The 15,176-nt window shown below is 64.2% G+C and carries 15 protein-coding genes; all 15 read left to right on the forward strand.

What is annotated here, in order from left to right; translation table 11 throughout:
• The first annotated feature begins 25 nt into the window (after window positions 1-25).
• The 15 genes from Y900_RS28265 (at window position 26) to Y900_RS28335 (ending at window position 15,067) form a co-directional block, all read left to right on the forward strand.
• The gene (locus Y900_RS28265; protein ID WP_036348735.1) at window positions 26-1,051 is read left to right on the forward strand and encodes a 2,3-butanediol dehydrogenase; all 1,026 of its coding nucleotides are present in this window, start codon (window positions 26-28) and stop codon (window positions 1,049-1,051) included.
• 261 nt (window positions 1,052-1,312) lie between these two features.
• Window positions 1,313-2,305, forward strand: a complete 993-nt coding sequence (locus Y900_RS28270) for a WD40/YVTN/BNR-like repeat-containing protein (RefSeq protein WP_237752766.1) — start codon at window positions 1,313-1,315, stop codon at window positions 2,303-2,305.
• A complete protein-coding gene (locus Y900_RS28275) occupies window positions 2,302-3,483 on the forward strand; it encodes an aromatic ring-hydroxylating oxygenase subunit alpha (protein WP_036348745.1) in 1,182 nt (393 codons plus the stop codon). The genes Y900_RS28270 and Y900_RS28275 overlap by 4 nt, the downstream gene beginning before the upstream one ends.
• Window positions 3,480-3,974, forward strand: a complete 495-nt coding sequence (locus tag Y900_RS28280; RefSeq protein ID WP_237752767.1) for an aromatic-ring-hydroxylating dioxygenase subunit beta — start codon at window positions 3,480-3,482, stop codon at window positions 3,972-3,974. The genes Y900_RS28275 and Y900_RS28280 overlap by 4 nt, the downstream gene beginning before the upstream one ends.
• Window positions 3,975-4,001: 27 nt before the next feature.
• Entirely contained in the window at window positions 4,002-4,400 is a 399-nt protein-coding gene (locus Y900_RS28285; RefSeq protein ID WP_036348753.1) for an SCP2 sterol-binding domain-containing protein, read from the forward strand.
• Between the two features lie 36 nt (window positions 4,401-4,436).
• Complete coding sequence (locus Y900_RS28290; protein WP_272945587.1) at window positions 4,437-4,898, forward strand: dioxygenase family protein; 462 nt, start codon at window positions 4,437-4,439, stop codon at window positions 4,896-4,898.
• 229 nt (window positions 4,899-5,127) lie between these two features.
• Entirely contained in the window at window positions 5,128-5,838 is a 711-nt protein-coding gene (locus Y900_RS28295) for an MlaE family ABC transporter permease (protein WP_237752789.1), read from the forward strand.
• Window positions 5,835-6,692, forward strand: a complete 858-nt coding sequence (locus Y900_RS28300) for an ABC transporter permease (protein ID WP_036348759.1) — start codon at window positions 5,835-5,837, stop codon at window positions 6,690-6,692. Before Y900_RS28295 ends, Y900_RS28300 begins: the two co-directional genes overlap by 4 nt.
• Window positions 6,693-6,696: 4 nt before the next feature.
• A complete protein-coding gene (locus Y900_RS28305; RefSeq protein ID WP_051660543.1) occupies window positions 6,697-8,040 on the forward strand; it encodes an MCE family protein in 1,344 nt (447 codons plus the stop codon).
• Between the two features lie 57 nt (window positions 8,041-8,097).
• The gene (locus Y900_RS28310) at window positions 8,098-9,126 is read left to right on the forward strand and encodes a virulence factor Mce family protein (protein WP_036348762.1); all 1,029 of its coding nucleotides are present in this window, start codon (window positions 8,098-8,100) and stop codon (window positions 9,124-9,126) included.
• A complete protein-coding gene (locus Y900_RS28315) occupies window positions 9,123-10,451 on the forward strand; it encodes an MCE family protein (RefSeq protein WP_036348765.1) in 1,329 nt (442 codons plus the stop codon). Before Y900_RS28310 ends, Y900_RS28315 begins: the two co-directional genes overlap by 4 nt.
• The gene (locus Y900_RS28320; RefSeq protein WP_036348768.1) at window positions 10,448-11,797 is read left to right on the forward strand and encodes an MCE family protein; all 1,350 of its coding nucleotides are present in this window, start codon (window positions 10,448-10,450) and stop codon (window positions 11,795-11,797) included. Before Y900_RS28315 ends, Y900_RS28320 begins: the two co-directional genes overlap by 4 nt.
• Entirely contained in the window at window positions 11,794-12,933 is a 1,140-nt protein-coding gene (locus tag Y900_RS28325; protein ID WP_036348772.1) for an MCE family protein, read from the forward strand. The genes Y900_RS28320 and Y900_RS28325 overlap by 4 nt, the downstream gene beginning before the upstream one ends.
• Complete coding sequence (locus tag Y900_RS28330) at window positions 12,933-14,393, forward strand: MCE family protein (protein ID WP_036348775.1); 1,461 nt, start codon at window positions 12,933-12,935, stop codon at window positions 14,391-14,393. The genes Y900_RS28325 and Y900_RS28330 overlap by 1 nt, the downstream gene beginning before the upstream one ends.
• Window positions 14,390-15,067 carry an Rv1363c family protein gene (locus Y900_RS28335; protein WP_036348778.1) on the forward strand — a complete coding sequence of 226 codons (678 nt, stop codon included), beginning with the start codon at window positions 14,390-14,392 and terminating at the stop codon, window positions 15,065-15,067. The genes Y900_RS28330 and Y900_RS28335 overlap by 4 nt, the downstream gene beginning before the upstream one ends.
• The last annotated feature ends 109 nt before the right edge of the window (window positions 15,068-15,176 follow it).

Genomic DNA, 15,176 nt, shown 5'->3' on the forward strand with positions numbered 1-15,176 from the left:
ACTCACGACGAGGCCGGGAGCTGAGATGGACGCGATCGTACTCAAAGGCACCAACGACGTCGGCCTGACATCGGTCCCGGACCCCGCGCCGCAGCCTGGTGAGGTGATTATCGAAGTGGCGGCGACAGGGCTGTGTGGGACCGACCTGCACGAGTATGTGGCGGGACCCACCTTTTCGCAGCCACCGGTAGTGCTCGGCCACGAGGTATCGGGCCGGATCGTGGAGGTCGGTGCGGGCATCGACCGATGCCGTATCGGGGAGGGCGCCGCGGTGATTCCAATGGACTTCTGCGGCAGCTGCCACTACTGCCACCGGTCGCTCTACCACTTGTGTCAGCGCCCAGGATGGATCGGCTTGACCCGGGACGGCGGCCTGGCTAGCCACGTCGCAGTGCCGTCGCGCCTCGCGGTCCGAGTGCCCGACGCGGTGGACCTCCAGGAGGCGGCCCTGACCGAGCCGACGGCAGTGGCGTTCCACGCGGTGCGGCGAGCGGAGCTGCTCCTCGGCGAAACGGTGCTGGTCCTCGGCGCGGGGGCGCTCGGGCTCACCGTGATCCAGTGCGCACGCGCAGCAGGAGCCGCGCGGATCTACGTCACGGAACCGAGCCGCGTGCGCGGCAACTTGGCCCGCGACCTCGGCGCCACGTTGGTGCTCGATCCACACGAGCCCGGGACCACCGCGCGAATTCTGGAGGAGACACGAGGCGTTGGGGTGGATGTCGTGTTCCACGTGGCAGGCAGCGTGGAGGCGTTCACACAGGGCCTGGACTGCCTACGCAAACAGGGCCGCTTCATGGAGATGTCGTCATGGGCCGGGCCGGCCTCGCTCGATGTCAACCGCCATCTTCTCAAAGAGACGCAGCTCCGGATGGTTTTCGGGTACGACATGTTCGACGACTTCCCCGCCGTCCTAGCGCTGATGGCCGACGGAAAAATCGCGCTCACGCCGCAGATCACCACCCGAATCCCACTGGACAGTGCGGTGGAGGAGGGGTTGAACGGGCTGTTGGAGGCGCGAGAGGGTCTGATCAAAGTGCTGGTGAGGCCATGAGTGGGGTTGTAGGTCGAGTGATGGCGGTGTCGATGCCGGAGTGCGACTCTTTGGCGGTTGGCGGGCCCACAATCTTGGTGCCGTGTTGGTGATCTGCGACCCCGTCCATTCCAAAGTGGAGCACCCTGGCGAGGGCGGCGGCTCGAGTTCAGATGAGGAGGGGTCCTGATGCCCGTCGTAGCGGCAAGTCGGGGCGTATTCACTGTGTCCGGTGAGGGGAAGGTCCAGGCCTGGCCCGCTTTGCCGGGGCAGGTAATGGCCATGGCCGCGCGCGGCGATCGCGTCGCCGTCGCCGTCCACAACCAGGGCGTATTTCTGGGTACCGCGGGTGCTAACTGCTGGACTGGGCTTGACGATGGGCTCGTACACCGCGATGTGCGCGCGCTGGCGTTCGACCCGCACGCACCCCACGCGCTCTACGCCGGCACAGAACCAGCGCACCTGCTGCGGTGGGAAGACGGGACCTGGGCCGAATGCGGGAACCTGCTCGGCGTGCCCGAAGCGAGAAGGTGGAGCTTCCCCATCCGCCCCGGAATCGCGCACGTGCGCACCATCGCCGTGCACCCATTGGAAGCTGACGTTGTCTACGCCGGCATTGAAGTCGGATCCCTTCTAGTCACCGGGGACCGGGGACAGACATGGGAGGAGGTCACCGGCCTCGGTCACGACATCCACCGCGTGGTCCTGCACCCCGGGGCTCCCGACCGGATCATCGTCACAACAGGCCAGGACACCAAGCCATACCGCGGCGGCAAGGGCCTGTACCGCAGCACCGACCGCGGATCGAGCTGGATGCAGTCAAATGACGGACTCGGAGAGCGCAACTACACCGAAGACGCGATCGTGGTCCACCCAGCCAAACCCGAGGTGGTATTCCTCGCCGCAGCCGACGGCATCCCACCAAAGTGGGCCGCAGTGCGCCGCCTGGTAATGGGCGTGCTCAACGGCAACGTCTATTTCCTGTCGCCGTCCAAGCTGCGCCGACGCCGCGGCGCCGACGTGGCGTTCTTTCGCAGCGACGACGCTGGCGCTTCCTGGGTACGGCTGAATACCAACGGCGAGCCTGGCCTGTTCGACATGGTCTGGGCGCTGGAAGGCGAGCTCACTGAACACCGTGGGTTTCGGCTGTACTACGGCACCACGGCGGGTTCGCTTCACGTGTCGGACGACGAGGGCAACACCTGGACGCGCCTCGCTGACGGCCTGGGCGCGGTCACCCACATTGCGGCCCTACAGAAAGGAATGGAGTTGTGAACGGCGGCCCGACCCTGGAATTCGACCATGTCCAGGCTGCGATCCGAAAGCGGTTTACGTCGGCCGCGGACATCCCCAAGGAGGTGTTTAGCGACCCGGACGTCTACAGGGAAGAACTCACTCGGATCTTCTATGGTCCCTATTGGCATCCGATCGCGCATCGGGCCGAGCTCGCCGAGCGCAATGCCTTTCGGACGAGATGGTTGGCTGATGTGCCACTATTGATGGTGCGGGACGGCGATGACCGCATCCGCGTGTTCGTCAATTCCTGCGCCCACCGGGGAACGCTTCTGGAACAGCGCCGATGCGGGGTGGCGGAGCGATTCGAGTGCCCGTATCACCGGTGGCTCTTCACCAACGACGGCCGCTTCGCTGGGGCGCCTCGCCGCATGCAGTTCCGGCCGGACTTCCGCGAGCAAGACTATGGCCTACGGGAGTTACACGTCGTCGAGGCGTGGGGATTGATCTTTGTCAGCATGGCCGACCAGCCGCCACCGTTCGCCGATTTCCTCGGCGATAGCGCCGGACCGCTGCGCGACTGCATGGTCGATGACGGTGACCTGACGCTGCTGGGCTACCAGACGGTGGTGTTTCAGAGTAACTGGAAAACCTACATCGACAACGATCCCTACCATGCTCCGTTGCTGCACAGCGCGTTCAAACTGCTCAACTGGCAGGGCGGCAACGGCAACATCTTGGTCAGCGAGCCCTACGGGCACATGTCGATTCTGTACGATTCGCAGCCCTACGTAGACAACGGCTTCCTGGCTGACCCGAGTGTGGTCACCCGGATGGGGGACGACAGCCGGGCCCGCGTGATCGCGTTACGGCCGGTCACCGGCATCGTGCGTCACGTCGACACGATCAACGTACGTTACGCTCGCCCGCTCGGGGTTGATCGCACCGAAGTGCGCTACACGTTCTTCGGTCATGCCAGCGACAGCGAGGACTACGCACGCCACCGCGTGCGCCAGTCGTCGAACCTGCTGGGCCCGAGCGGCTTCATCAGCATCGAGGACGCCGCCGTCTACAACCGCGTGCAGGCGACCGCGTGTGATGGCGGCTACCAGCGGTTCGTCGCCGGCGTCGGCCGACCGCTCTCGGAATCGTCACAGAACGACGAGGCCGCCAACACCGGATGGTGGGCCCACTACCGGGAGGTGATGGAGTTTTGTTGATATCGAGTATCGACGATCGCCGGGCACGCGCCGTATACCTGGTGGACGAGTTGCTGGGGGCATACGCTCGCGCAGTCGACGAGCGCGACTTCGCCGCGTGGCTTGCCTTGTTCGCGCCCGAGTGTGCCTACGAGGTGCGCGCGATGGAGAACGTCCGCGAGGGTTTGCCGCTGGCGTACATGCTGGACGACTGCCGGGAACGGCTGGTCGACCGCGTGAAGATGATTCAGGAAGTCTGGGCGGGCACCATCGAACCCTATGACACCCGCCACATTCAGCAGCGCACGGCAATGCGGGAACTCGGCGAGAACCGCTGGGAGGTACGGGCCAACGTCCTCGTCGCCTACACCGGCGCCTCCGGCGAGTCCGGGATCTTGGCCAGTGGCCACACCGAAGACGTCGTCGTCTTCGACGATGAGACGGCAAAGTTCCAACAGCGATTCGTGGTGCTCGACAACACCCCGCCGCGCTATCTCGTGTACCCCGTATGACGCGTTGATGAAGGAGATGATCTGATCATGAGTGACGTTGCGGTGATGTCGCCCGAGTGGGCGCAAGCCTACCGCCATCTATGGAATGGCTCGGCCGAGATCCGGCAGGGTGCCAAAGACTTGACCATGTTGATCGAATGGCGCGTTCAGGACGCCGACGACCAAGTCGCGCAGTTGGAAATCGCTGACGGTGAGGCCATCTACGGCGGGAGCCAGATCGAGGGGCGGAAGCCGGACTTCGTCCTGACGGCCACCTCGAACGTGTGGCACCGGGTCGCAGAAGGCGAGATCGGCGTAGCGAGCGCCATCGCGACGCGCAAGATCAAATTCGTTGGCCCGATCAAGGTAGCCATGGCGAATATGGCGGTGCTCAGCGCCGGACTTCGTCTCGTGGGCCAGGTCGACGGACTCGTCTGGGGAGACTGAGACGTGGCACCTAGCTTTCGGCCGCGCTGCGAGCGGGTGGACGGGGCCGTTCAGTTTCACGGTGTGGTCACCGATGAGGATGGTGTGCCAGTTTCTGGTGCCCTGGTCGAGACCTGGCACGCCGCCGGCGATCACAGGGCGACGGAGGGCGGGCTGCCGCGGTGCGACGAACCGACCTCTACCCACCGGAACAACGCAATCACCGACCGACAGGGTCGTTACAACGTCAGATTCGTGCCGCCCCGGGCACTTGAGTACGGAGCGGCGCCGTTTATCGCGGTGTCGATATCTGTCCGCGGGGGTCCTAGTCGGCTGATCACCCGCGCTTACCTTCCGGGCTGCCACCTCGCCAAAGATGTCCTGCTTGGCCGCCTGCCCGCCGAGCGGCGGCAAGCTCTGATCGCCGTCCGCGACGACGCCGGATTTCGCTTCGACATCACGCTAAGCCCAGTAAACGGTGTGGTGGCCGGAACCTCAGGTTCGAAGTGGGCACCGTGATCGTGTCGCCGTGCTCAGCCGATCGCGGGCCATGCGTCGTGGGCGTTCCTGCTGTGCTGGCGGCACGCGGCGGGTGGGGGCGGTCTCGGCGGCGGAACCATCGGCGACAAGACCAGGACGGGTTCGAATGAAACGCATCGCGCTTCGCAGAAGGTCGACACACGAATTATCGCTAGTGGCTGGTGCCAAAGGATTGAAACCCCTCAGCGTGGTCGGCGGGTTCTATGCGATGACGCTGGACATGTTCGTCGCGATGGGCAAACCGCCGTTCCAATGGCGCGAGTTCCTCCTCCAATCGTGGTTCGTAGCACGCGTTTCGATGGTCCCCGCGCTGACGTTGTCGATTCCCCTCGTTGTCCTGACGTCATTCACCTTCAACACGTTGCTCGTCGAATTCGGTGCCGCCGACTTCTCGGGGACCGGGGCAGCCTTGGGCGCTGTCAACCAGATCGGCCCTTTCGTGACCGTCCTCGTCGTCGCGGGCGCAGGAGCTTCAGCGATGTGCGCCGACCTCGGGTCGCGCACCATTCGCGAGGAAATCGATGCGATGCGGGTCCTCGGCCTAGATCCGATCCACTCTCTTGTCGTCCCCAGGGTGCTGGCGACGACCACGGTGGCAGTGCTCTTGTCATCTGTGGTGACCGTGACCGGCCTCCTTGGCGCATTTTTGTTCTCGGTCTACTTCCAGCACGTGACACCCGGATCGTTCGTCGCAAGCATGACGCTGATAACAGGCCTCAGCGATGTCCTGGTTTCAATCGTCAAGGCCACGCTGTTCGGTTTCGTGGCCGGCCTGATCGCCTGCTACCAAGGATTAAGGGTGCAAAAAGGCGCTGCCGGCGTAGGTAACGCGGTCAACGAAACCGTCGTAATCGCGTTCCTGTTGCTGTTCGTCGTCAATGCAATTGTCACCGCGGTTGGGTTTCAGGTAACCAAGTGAGCGCCAGCATGGTGTTGCGACAGAGATTTCCCCGTACCGCTCGCTCTCTGAGCGGGTGGAAGGCCAGCTGGAAAGAGCTCGGCGATCAGGCCCGTTTCTACGGTCAGTCGATCGGCTCGATCGGGCAGGCGGTGAGCATCTACCGGGCCGAATTGCTGCGGCAGATCGCCTCAATCGGCCTAGGCGCGGGATCCTTGGCGGTGGTCGGCGGCACCGTCGCAGTCGTTGCCTTCCTCAACTTGTCGACCAGCGGCGCTTTGGCAAGTCAGGCCTACAACCAGATGTCTCAGGTCGGTGTGGAAGCGTTGGCGGGTTTTACCTCTGCCTTCGTCAACGTTCGGTTGGTCACTCCGGCCAGCTCGGCTTTCGCGTTCGCTGCGACGATTGGTGCCGGTACCACCGCGCAGCTGGGCGCGATGAAGATCAACGAGGAGGTCGACGCGCTCGCGGTGATGGGCATCCGTCCGATCGCCTACCTAGCGTCAACCCGTGTGGTCGCCGGCATGATCGTGGTAGTTCCGCTGTATTGCGTGGCTTTGTTGATGTCGTTCTTCTCGGTACGTGTCATCACCACCGTGTTTTACGGGCAGGGCTCCGGAGTATTCGACCACTACTTCGACACCTTTCTCGATCCGCAGGCCGTGCTCTTCTCGTTCGGCGTCACGGTCGCCGAAGTTCTGGTGATCATGCTGATCCACACGTATTACGGCCTCAACGCCACCGGCGGACCCGCGGGCGTGGGCGAGGCGGTCGGACGTGCCACCCGGACATCGCTGATCGCGTCGCAAATGGTGATTCTCCTGGTCACCCTGGCCCTCTACGGCCAGACCGGCAACTTCAACTTCGCGGGGTGACGCGGTGACACAGGGAACAGGCGCTCGTCGGATCTCCTCCGAGTGGTGGGCGGTGTTCCTGGTCGTGGGCATCGTCGTGGCGGTGGTGCTGAGTCTGGGCATGTTCAGCGGCACATTCACCCCGACAGTGCCGGTGACATTGACGGCGGACCGATCGGGCCTGGTGCTGGAGCCCAACTCGCGGGTCAAGATGCGCGGTGTGCAGGTCGGGCACGTCAGCTCGATTAGTGGCGGAGATTTCACGCGCATCCAGCTGGACATCGACCCGGCGCAGATCCAGTACATCCCAGCCAACGTCGAGGCGCGCATCCAGTCCATCTCCCTGTTCGGTGCGAAGTTCGTCGATCTTGTCTACCCGCCCGACCCCAGCCCGCAGCGGCTGTCCGCGGGAGCAGTGCTGCGATCGCAGAACGTCGCCACCGAGGTCAACACCGTGTTTCAGAACGTGGTGGAGCTGATCAAACAGATCGACCCGTTCAAGCTCAACGCCGTGCTCAGTGCGCTCGCCGAAGGGGTGAGGGGGCAAGGTGACAGGATCGGTGAGGCGATCACCGCGAGCAATGAGGTTCTGCTGGAGTTGAATCCACGAACCGACACGATGCGCGAGGACTTCCGCGCGATCAAAGGTGTCAGCGACACCTACAGCGCCGCGGCAAAGAACATCATCGACACCCTGGCCGCCGGGACCACGACGAGCGTGACGGTCACCACGCATGCCCAGCAACTCGACGCGCTGCTCCTCAACGTCGTGGGGCTGTCGCGCAGCGGAGTGGGCCTGCTGGGCCCCAGCAAAGACAATCTGGTGAAAGCGGTCAACCTGCTGGAACCCACGGCGAACTTGCTGATGAAGTACAACCCCGAGATCACCTGCTTGTTCGTCGGCGCCAAGACGACCCTCGACAGCGGTTATGCCGACATGCTCGGCGGAAACGGCAAATCGCTCATCATGGACGCTGAGCTGTTGCCGGGATACGACCCGTACCGATATCCGGACAACCTGCCGATCGACGCCGCCAAGGGCGGGGAAGGCGGCAAGCCCGGGTGCGGCTCGCTGCCGGACGTCGCCAAGAACTTCCCGGTGAGACAGCTGATCGCCAACACCGGCTTCGGCACCGGACTGGATTGGCGGCCCAATCCCGGCATCGGATTCCCCGGGTACGCCAACTACTTCCCGGATACTCGGGCGGTCCCGGAACCGCCGAGTATCCGCTACCCAGGCGGCCCGGCGCCCGGTCCCGTGCCCTACCCCGGTGCACCGCCCTACGGCGCACCTCAGTACGGCCCCGATGGAACGCCCCTCTATCCAGGGGTGCCGCCAGCGCCGTCACCAGGACCCACACCGCCGTGACCGCCGAACACGCAAATCGTCGGCGCATACCCGCAAACGTCGGAGGGAAGCACCGCCGTGATAAATAAGGTGTCAGCCGTCGTGTGGCGCCTCGGGATCTTCGTGGTCGTGTGCGCGCTCGGCGCATTCGCACTCATCACCGTCTTCGCGCAGCTGCGCTTCGAGCGCGAGCAGACCTACACCGCTGTGTTCACCAACGTCAGTGGACTGAAAAGCCAAGACTTCGTCCGCATCGCCGGTGTGGAAGTCGGCAAGGTCAAGAACCTCACCGTCCGAGACGATTCCACCGTGCAGGTCGAGTTCGGGGCCGACGACTCCGTGGTACTCACCGACGGCAGCAGGGCCGTCATCAGATACGACAACCTGATCGGGGACCGCTACCTGGCGATCGAGGAGGGCGCGGGCGGAACCAAGAAACTGCGGCCCGGCGACACGATCCCGCTGAGTCGCACCGCGCCGGCACTGGATCTTGACGCCGTGATCGGCGGGTTCCGGCCACTGTTCCGCGCGCTGGACCCCGCCCAGGTGAACGCGCTCACCGGCCAACTCATCGCAGCCTTTCAGGGTCAAGGCGCCACGATCGGTTCCATATTGTCTCAGACCGCAGCGCTGACGAACACGCTTGCCGACCGGGACCAGCTGATCGGTCAAACCATCGTCAACTTGAACTCCGTGCTCGGATCGCTGGGCGAGCACAGCGAGCAATTCGGCAAGGCCATCGACTCGCTGTCGCAGCTCGTGCACGGACTGCAAGCCCGCAAGCAGGACATCAGCAACGGAGTGGCCTACGCCAACGAGGCTGCCCGCTCGGTGGCCGACCTCCTCGCACAAGCACGACCACCGTTGCAGAAAGCGGTCCACGAGACCGATCGCACCGCGACCGCGGTGCTCGCAGATCGCGACTATTTCGACAACCTCCTCAAGACATTGCCCGACTCCTACCGTGTGCTGCTGCGCCAGGGGCTCTACGGCAACTACTTCGCCTTCTACCTGTGCGATCTGCTGCTGAAGGTGAATGGAAAGGGCGGACAACCCGTGTACATCAAGTTGGCGGGACAAGACAGCGGCAGGTGCACACCCAAATGAAGACCTTCGGCGAGCGCAACTTCATCGTCATGGGGGCCATCGGGGTTGTGGCCACCGCCGCCCTGGTTCTCGGCGCGCTCAACTACCACAAGCTGCCGTTCGTCTCCTCCGGGAAGACCTATTCGGCGTATTTCGACGAGGCTGGCGGACTGACCACCGGCGCCCCGGTGCGGGTATCGGGGGCTCCCGCCGGCCAAGTGCAGAGCATCACCCTCGACGGGCAGTGGGTACTGGTCACGTTCACGGTGGCCGAAGGCATCCGGTTGGGCGACCGTAGCGAGGCTGCGATCAGGACGACCAGTGTTCTCGGCAACAAGGTCCTCGACCTCACCACCCGCGGCGCCGGGACGCTCTCCGGCACCATCCCCGTCGAGCGGACCACCTCGCCGTATCAATTGCCGGACGCCATCGGGGACCTCACGACCACCATCAGCGGTCTCGACACCGACCAGCTGTCCACATCGCTGACGGTGCTGTCCCAGACCCTCCAAGACACCCCCGATGACCTGCGGCTCGCCGTCGCGGGTGTCGCCCGATTCGCGGAAACGCTCAACCAGCGCGATGCCCGGTTGCGCGAACTCCTCGCGAACGCCGCCAAGGCGACCACCGTCCTGGGCGAACGCACTAATGACATCGTGCGCCTGATCTCCGACACCAACGCGTTGTTGGCGCAGCTGCGCACCCAAAGCGCGGCGCTGGACGAGATCTCGACGAACATCTCGCTGCTCAGTCGGCAGATCGCCGGGTTCATCGCGGAAAACAAGACGACGCTCAAACCCGCACTCGACAAACTCAACGGGGTTCTCACGATCCTCGACAACCGGAAGGTGGAGATCCAAGAGTCCATCAAAGGACTGGCGGCGTACGCGATGCAGTTCGGCGAGACCGTCGCAGCCGGCCCCTTCTTCAACGCCTACCTCGCCAACCTGGTCCCCGGACAGTTCATTCAACCGTTCGTCGATGCCGCGTTCTCGGATCTCGGTCTGGATCCCAACGTGCTCCTACCTTCCCAGCGCACCGACCCCCAGGTGGGCCAGCCCGGCACCCCGGCACTGCCGATTCCCTATCCGCGGACCGGCCAGGGTGGCGAACCGAAATTGACTCTGCCCGATGCGATCACCGGAAACCCGGGCGATCCTCGGTACCCCTACCGCGAGCCGGCACCGGCCCCTCCGCCAGGTGGGCCCCCACCGGGTCCGCCGGCACCGCCGGCACTCGATCGGCAAGCCCCACAGCCGCCGACGCCAAGCCCCTTCTTCGTGCCGGCACCCGATGAAGTCGCGCCCGGACCGGCTGATTCCTCGATCCCCCAAGGCAGACGATGACGAACTCTCGGACCAAGCTCGGACTGGCGATCGTTTTGGTGAGCCTCATCGTGGGCGGGTCGATTGCGGCGGTGCGTGTGGCACGCGAGGTCGATCGTGTTCACGTCGTCGCCTACTTCGAAAACAGCAACGGGGTGTTCGTCGGCGACGATGTCCGCATCAAGGGCGTTCGGGTAGGCGGGATCGACTCCATCGAACCGCAGCCCACACGAGTCAAGATCGCCTTCTGGTTCGACGCCAAGTACAAGGTGCCCGCCGATGCCAAAGCGGTCATCCTGTCGCCGACGCTGGTGACCTCCCGCGCCATTCAATTGACTCCCCGCTACACCGGTGGCCCGGCGCTGCAGGACAACGCCGTCATCCCCCGGGACCGCACCGCGGTTCCAGTGGAGTTCGACGAATTCCGCCAACAGCTCGAACGGCTAACGACATTGCTGCAGCCCACCGAGCCCGGCGGGGTCAGCACGCTGGGCGCCCTGGTCAACACCGCGGCCGACAACTTGCGCGGCCAAGGCCCAGCAATCCGCGAGGCGATCATCAGGTTGTCCCAGTCGGTGTCTGCGCTCGCCGACCACAGCCCGGACATCTTCAGCAGCGTCAAGAATCTTGCGACACTCGTCTCAGCACTTCAGGACAGCACCCTTCTGATACGCCAGCTGAATCAGAACCTCGCGTCGGTCACCGGGCTGCTGACCAACAACCCCACCGAAGTCGGCGACGCCGTCAAGGACCTCAATGGCGTAATCGGTGACCTGACGGCCTTCGTCTCCGCAAACCGCGACGCGCTCGGTACCACATCGGACAAATTGACGTCAGTCTCACAGGCACTGACGGGCAGCATCGACGACATCAAACAGCTGCTGCACATCGCGCCGACGACGTTGTCCAACGCCGCCAACCTCTACAAGCCCGCCCAGGGCACGCTGACCGGAGCTCTCAACGTCGCCAACTTCGCGGATCCGATCACCTTTCTGTGCAGCGCAGTACAGGCCGCGTCGCGACTGAACAACGAACAATCGGCGAAATTATGTGTCCAGTACTTGGCACCGATCATCAAGAACCGCCAGTACAACTTCCCCCCGATCGGTATCAACCCCTTCGTCCAGGCCAGCGCCCGGCCGAATGAAGTCACCTACAGTGAGGACTGGATGCGCCCGGACTACGTTCCGCCGCAGACTTCACCGGCGCCGGACACATCGCCGCCGGGCCACAGCCCGCCGCCACCCCTCGACGAGCCGGCGCAACCAGCCGAAGGCACGCTGCCGGTTCCCGGCCCGTCGGCTCAGCAGACCGATCCCGCCGCCGGGCTGCCCGGCATGCTCATTCCACCCGGGGCCGGCTCGTGACGAGGACGCGCTGCGCCCGCGGCGTCGCGGTGATGGTGATCGCGCTGACGATCGCCGCGCTGTCGGGATGCGGTTTTCGCGGCCTGAACTCCTTTCGGCTGCCGGGAACGCAGGGCCACGGGCAGGGCTCCTACACGATCCAGGCCGAAATGCCCGACGTCGAAAACCTTCAACCGAACTCGCGTGTCCGCGTGGGCGACGTCAACGTGGGCACGGTCACGAAGATCGAGCGTCGAGGATGGCATGCGCTGCTCACGCTCACACTCAACGGCGACGTCGAGCTTCCTGCCAACTCGACCGTGTCGTTGGGTCAAACCAGCCTGCTGGGCTCACTGCACGTCGAGTTGGCACCCCCCACCGATGTTCGCCCGGCGGGAAAGCTTCGGGCCGGTTCGCTGATCCCGCTGACATCTGCTGGGGCCTACCCGTCCACCGAACAGACCCTGGCGTCGGTATCACTTCTGCTCAACGGCGGCGGAGTGGGGCAGGTACAGGACATCACCACAGCACTCACCTCCGCGTTGGGAGGCCGCGAGCAGGACTTCCGCAGCCTGCTCTCACAGCTGGACATCTTCACCGCCAACATCAACGGCCAAATCGAGGACATCATCGCGGCCACCGAAAGCCTCAACCATCTGGTCGCGCAGTTCGCGGCACAAAAACCAGTCATCGACAAGGCCCTGGAAACGATTCCCGACGCGCTGGCGGTAATCAACGCCGAACGCGACAAGCTCGTTGAGGCGGTTGACCAACTCGGCAAATTCAGCGCGCTGGCCGCGGACTCGGTTAACCAGTCCAAAGAGTCGTTGATCCAGATCCTTAACGACCTGGGACCGGTATTGGAATCACTCGCGAACGCCGGTCCTGCGCTGACCCGTTCACTGAACCTGTTCACCACGGTTCCCTTCGTGAAGGACAACCTGACCAATTGGTGGCGCGGTGACTACGCCAACATCACCACCATCGTGGACTTGACATTGAGTCGTATCGACGCGGCGCTGTTCACCGGCACCCGGTTCGAGGGCAAACTCACCGAACTGGAACTGCAATGGGGCCGCACGATCGGGCAACTGCCTAGCCCCTACACCGCGCGAAATCCGCTGATCGCCCCCTACCGGTTGGACCAAGGACCGTAATGTATCTGAGTAAGCGAGTCCGGTTGCAGCTGGCCGCCTTTGGGGTGGTGACACTGTTGGCCGGTGGAACCATGGCCTTCTACTACCTCCGGCTGCCGAGCCTGCTATTCGGTATCGGCCGCTACCAAGTCACAATGAAGCTGCCGGACGCAGCGAGCCTGTACGACAACGCCAACGTCACGTATCGGGGCACTACGGTGGGTCGGGTCACCGACGTCCGCCTGACTGACACCGGAGTCGACGCCGTGCTGTCGCTGCAGTCGGACATCAAGATCCCGGCGGACCTCGACGCCCAGGTGCACAGCCAGACTGCGGTCGGCGAGTTGTTCGTCGAACTCCTACCGCGAAGCGGCGACGGCGCACCGCTGAAGAACGGCGACGTGATACCAGCCGGCCGCACCTCGGTCCCTCCCGACATCAACGCACTGCTGCGGGCTGTCAACACCGGTATCGAGGCGATCCCGCGCGACAACCTCAAAACGGTGATCGACGAGTCCTATACGGCGTTCGGTGGCTTGGGCCCCGAGCTTTCACGGCTGACGCGGGGGGCCACAACGCTGGCCATCGATGCGCGCAACAACCTGCCTGCGCTGACCACCCTCATCGATGAGTCCAAACCGGTCTTGGACACCCAGACCGAAACCTCCGACTCCATCCACACCTGGGCGGCCAACCTCGCTCAAATCACCAATCAGCTACAGCTCCAGGATGATTCGGTAAAGGGCTTACTGGTCAACGGGCCCGCCGCCGCAGACCAGGTACGTCAGCTGGTCGACCGCGTACAGCCCACCCTGCCCATCCTGCTGACCAATCTGGTCAGCCTCGGCCAAGTGGCGCTCACCTATCAACCCAACCTCGAGCAGATCCTCGCCCTGTATCCGATCGAGATCGCCGGCCTCCAGGGTGCCGCACTGGCCAACCGAAACACCAAACAGGACTACAAGGGCGTGTTCCTGTCCTTCAACCTGAACCTCAATGTGCCCCCGCCATGCAGAACGGGATACCTGCCCGCCCAACAGCAACGCGCAATGTCTGAGGTCGATTACCCACCGAAACCGGCCGGGGACTTGTACTGCCGGATACCACAGGATTCCGGCCTCACGAACGTTCGCGGCGCCCGCAACCTGCCCTGTGAAACACGACCGGGAAAGCGGGCGCCGACGGTGAAGATGTGCGAAAGCGACGAAAACTACGTACCTCTCAACGACGGCGCCAACTGGAAAGGCGACCCGAACGCGACGCTGTCCGGTCAGCCAGTTCCGCAGCCGCCGCCAGGAACGCCGCCGCCCACCTCGGTACCGGTGACCGCCCCGATTGCGGTCGCCGAGTACGACCCGAGCACCGGCATTTACATCGGACCGGATGGCAAACAGTACCGGCAAGCGGATCTGGCTCGGAACGCTGCCGGGCAGCACACCTGGCAGGACATGCTGCTTCCGCCAAAGGACGGTGAACCGTGACAACGCATACCACCGGGGATACCGACGAACCCGTCCGCGACGACCACACACCGCCCTCGCCTGCCCCTGATGACACCGTCGATATCGCCCCCGAAATGGGCGCTGACAGGACGGACGCCAGCGGCGGCGACCCGTCCGAAGGTGTCGACGACGAACAGTCGCGGGTCACCACGCGCGCCTGGCGAAGCCCAATGCCGCCGCAGCGACTGGGGCTCGTGATGGGGTTGGTAGCGGTCGTGACGTTGGCCGCACTGACCGGTTGGCTGGGCTACCGGGCCTACCAAGCGCATCAGGCCTTCGAACAGCGCCAGCTGTTCGTGCAGGTCGGACGTCAAGGCGCACTGAATCTGACCACGATCGACTGGCAGCACGCAGACGCCGATGTGAAGCGCATTCTCGACTCAGCCACAGGCAAGTTCTACGACGAGTTCGCCCAGCGCTCACAACCATTCATCGATGTGGTCAACAAGGTGAAGTCGAAATCGGAGGGCACCATCACCGAGGCCGGCTTGGAGTCGCAGTCCCGTGACACGGCCCAGGTGCTGGTCGCTGTCAACGTGAAGACCACTGTCGGCGAGGGGCCAGAACGAGAACCCCGAACATGGCGAATGCGCGTCACGGTGCAGAAAGTCGGCAACGACGCGAAGGTCTCTGACGTGGAGTTCGTGGCATGACGAACTCACCAGGGAAAGTCGAGTGCGACGATCAGGCTGTCGGCGTCGCCCCAGAATGCGAGCACGCGCGCGATGGCGCCACACCAGACAGACGTCGCGGCAACATCGT

This window comes from Mycolicibacterium aromaticivorans JS19b1 = JCM 16368 (assembly GCF_000559085.1).
GTDB classification, from domain to species: Bacteria; Actinomycetota; Actinomycetes; order Mycobacteriales; family Mycobacteriaceae; genus Mycobacterium; species Mycobacterium aromaticivorans.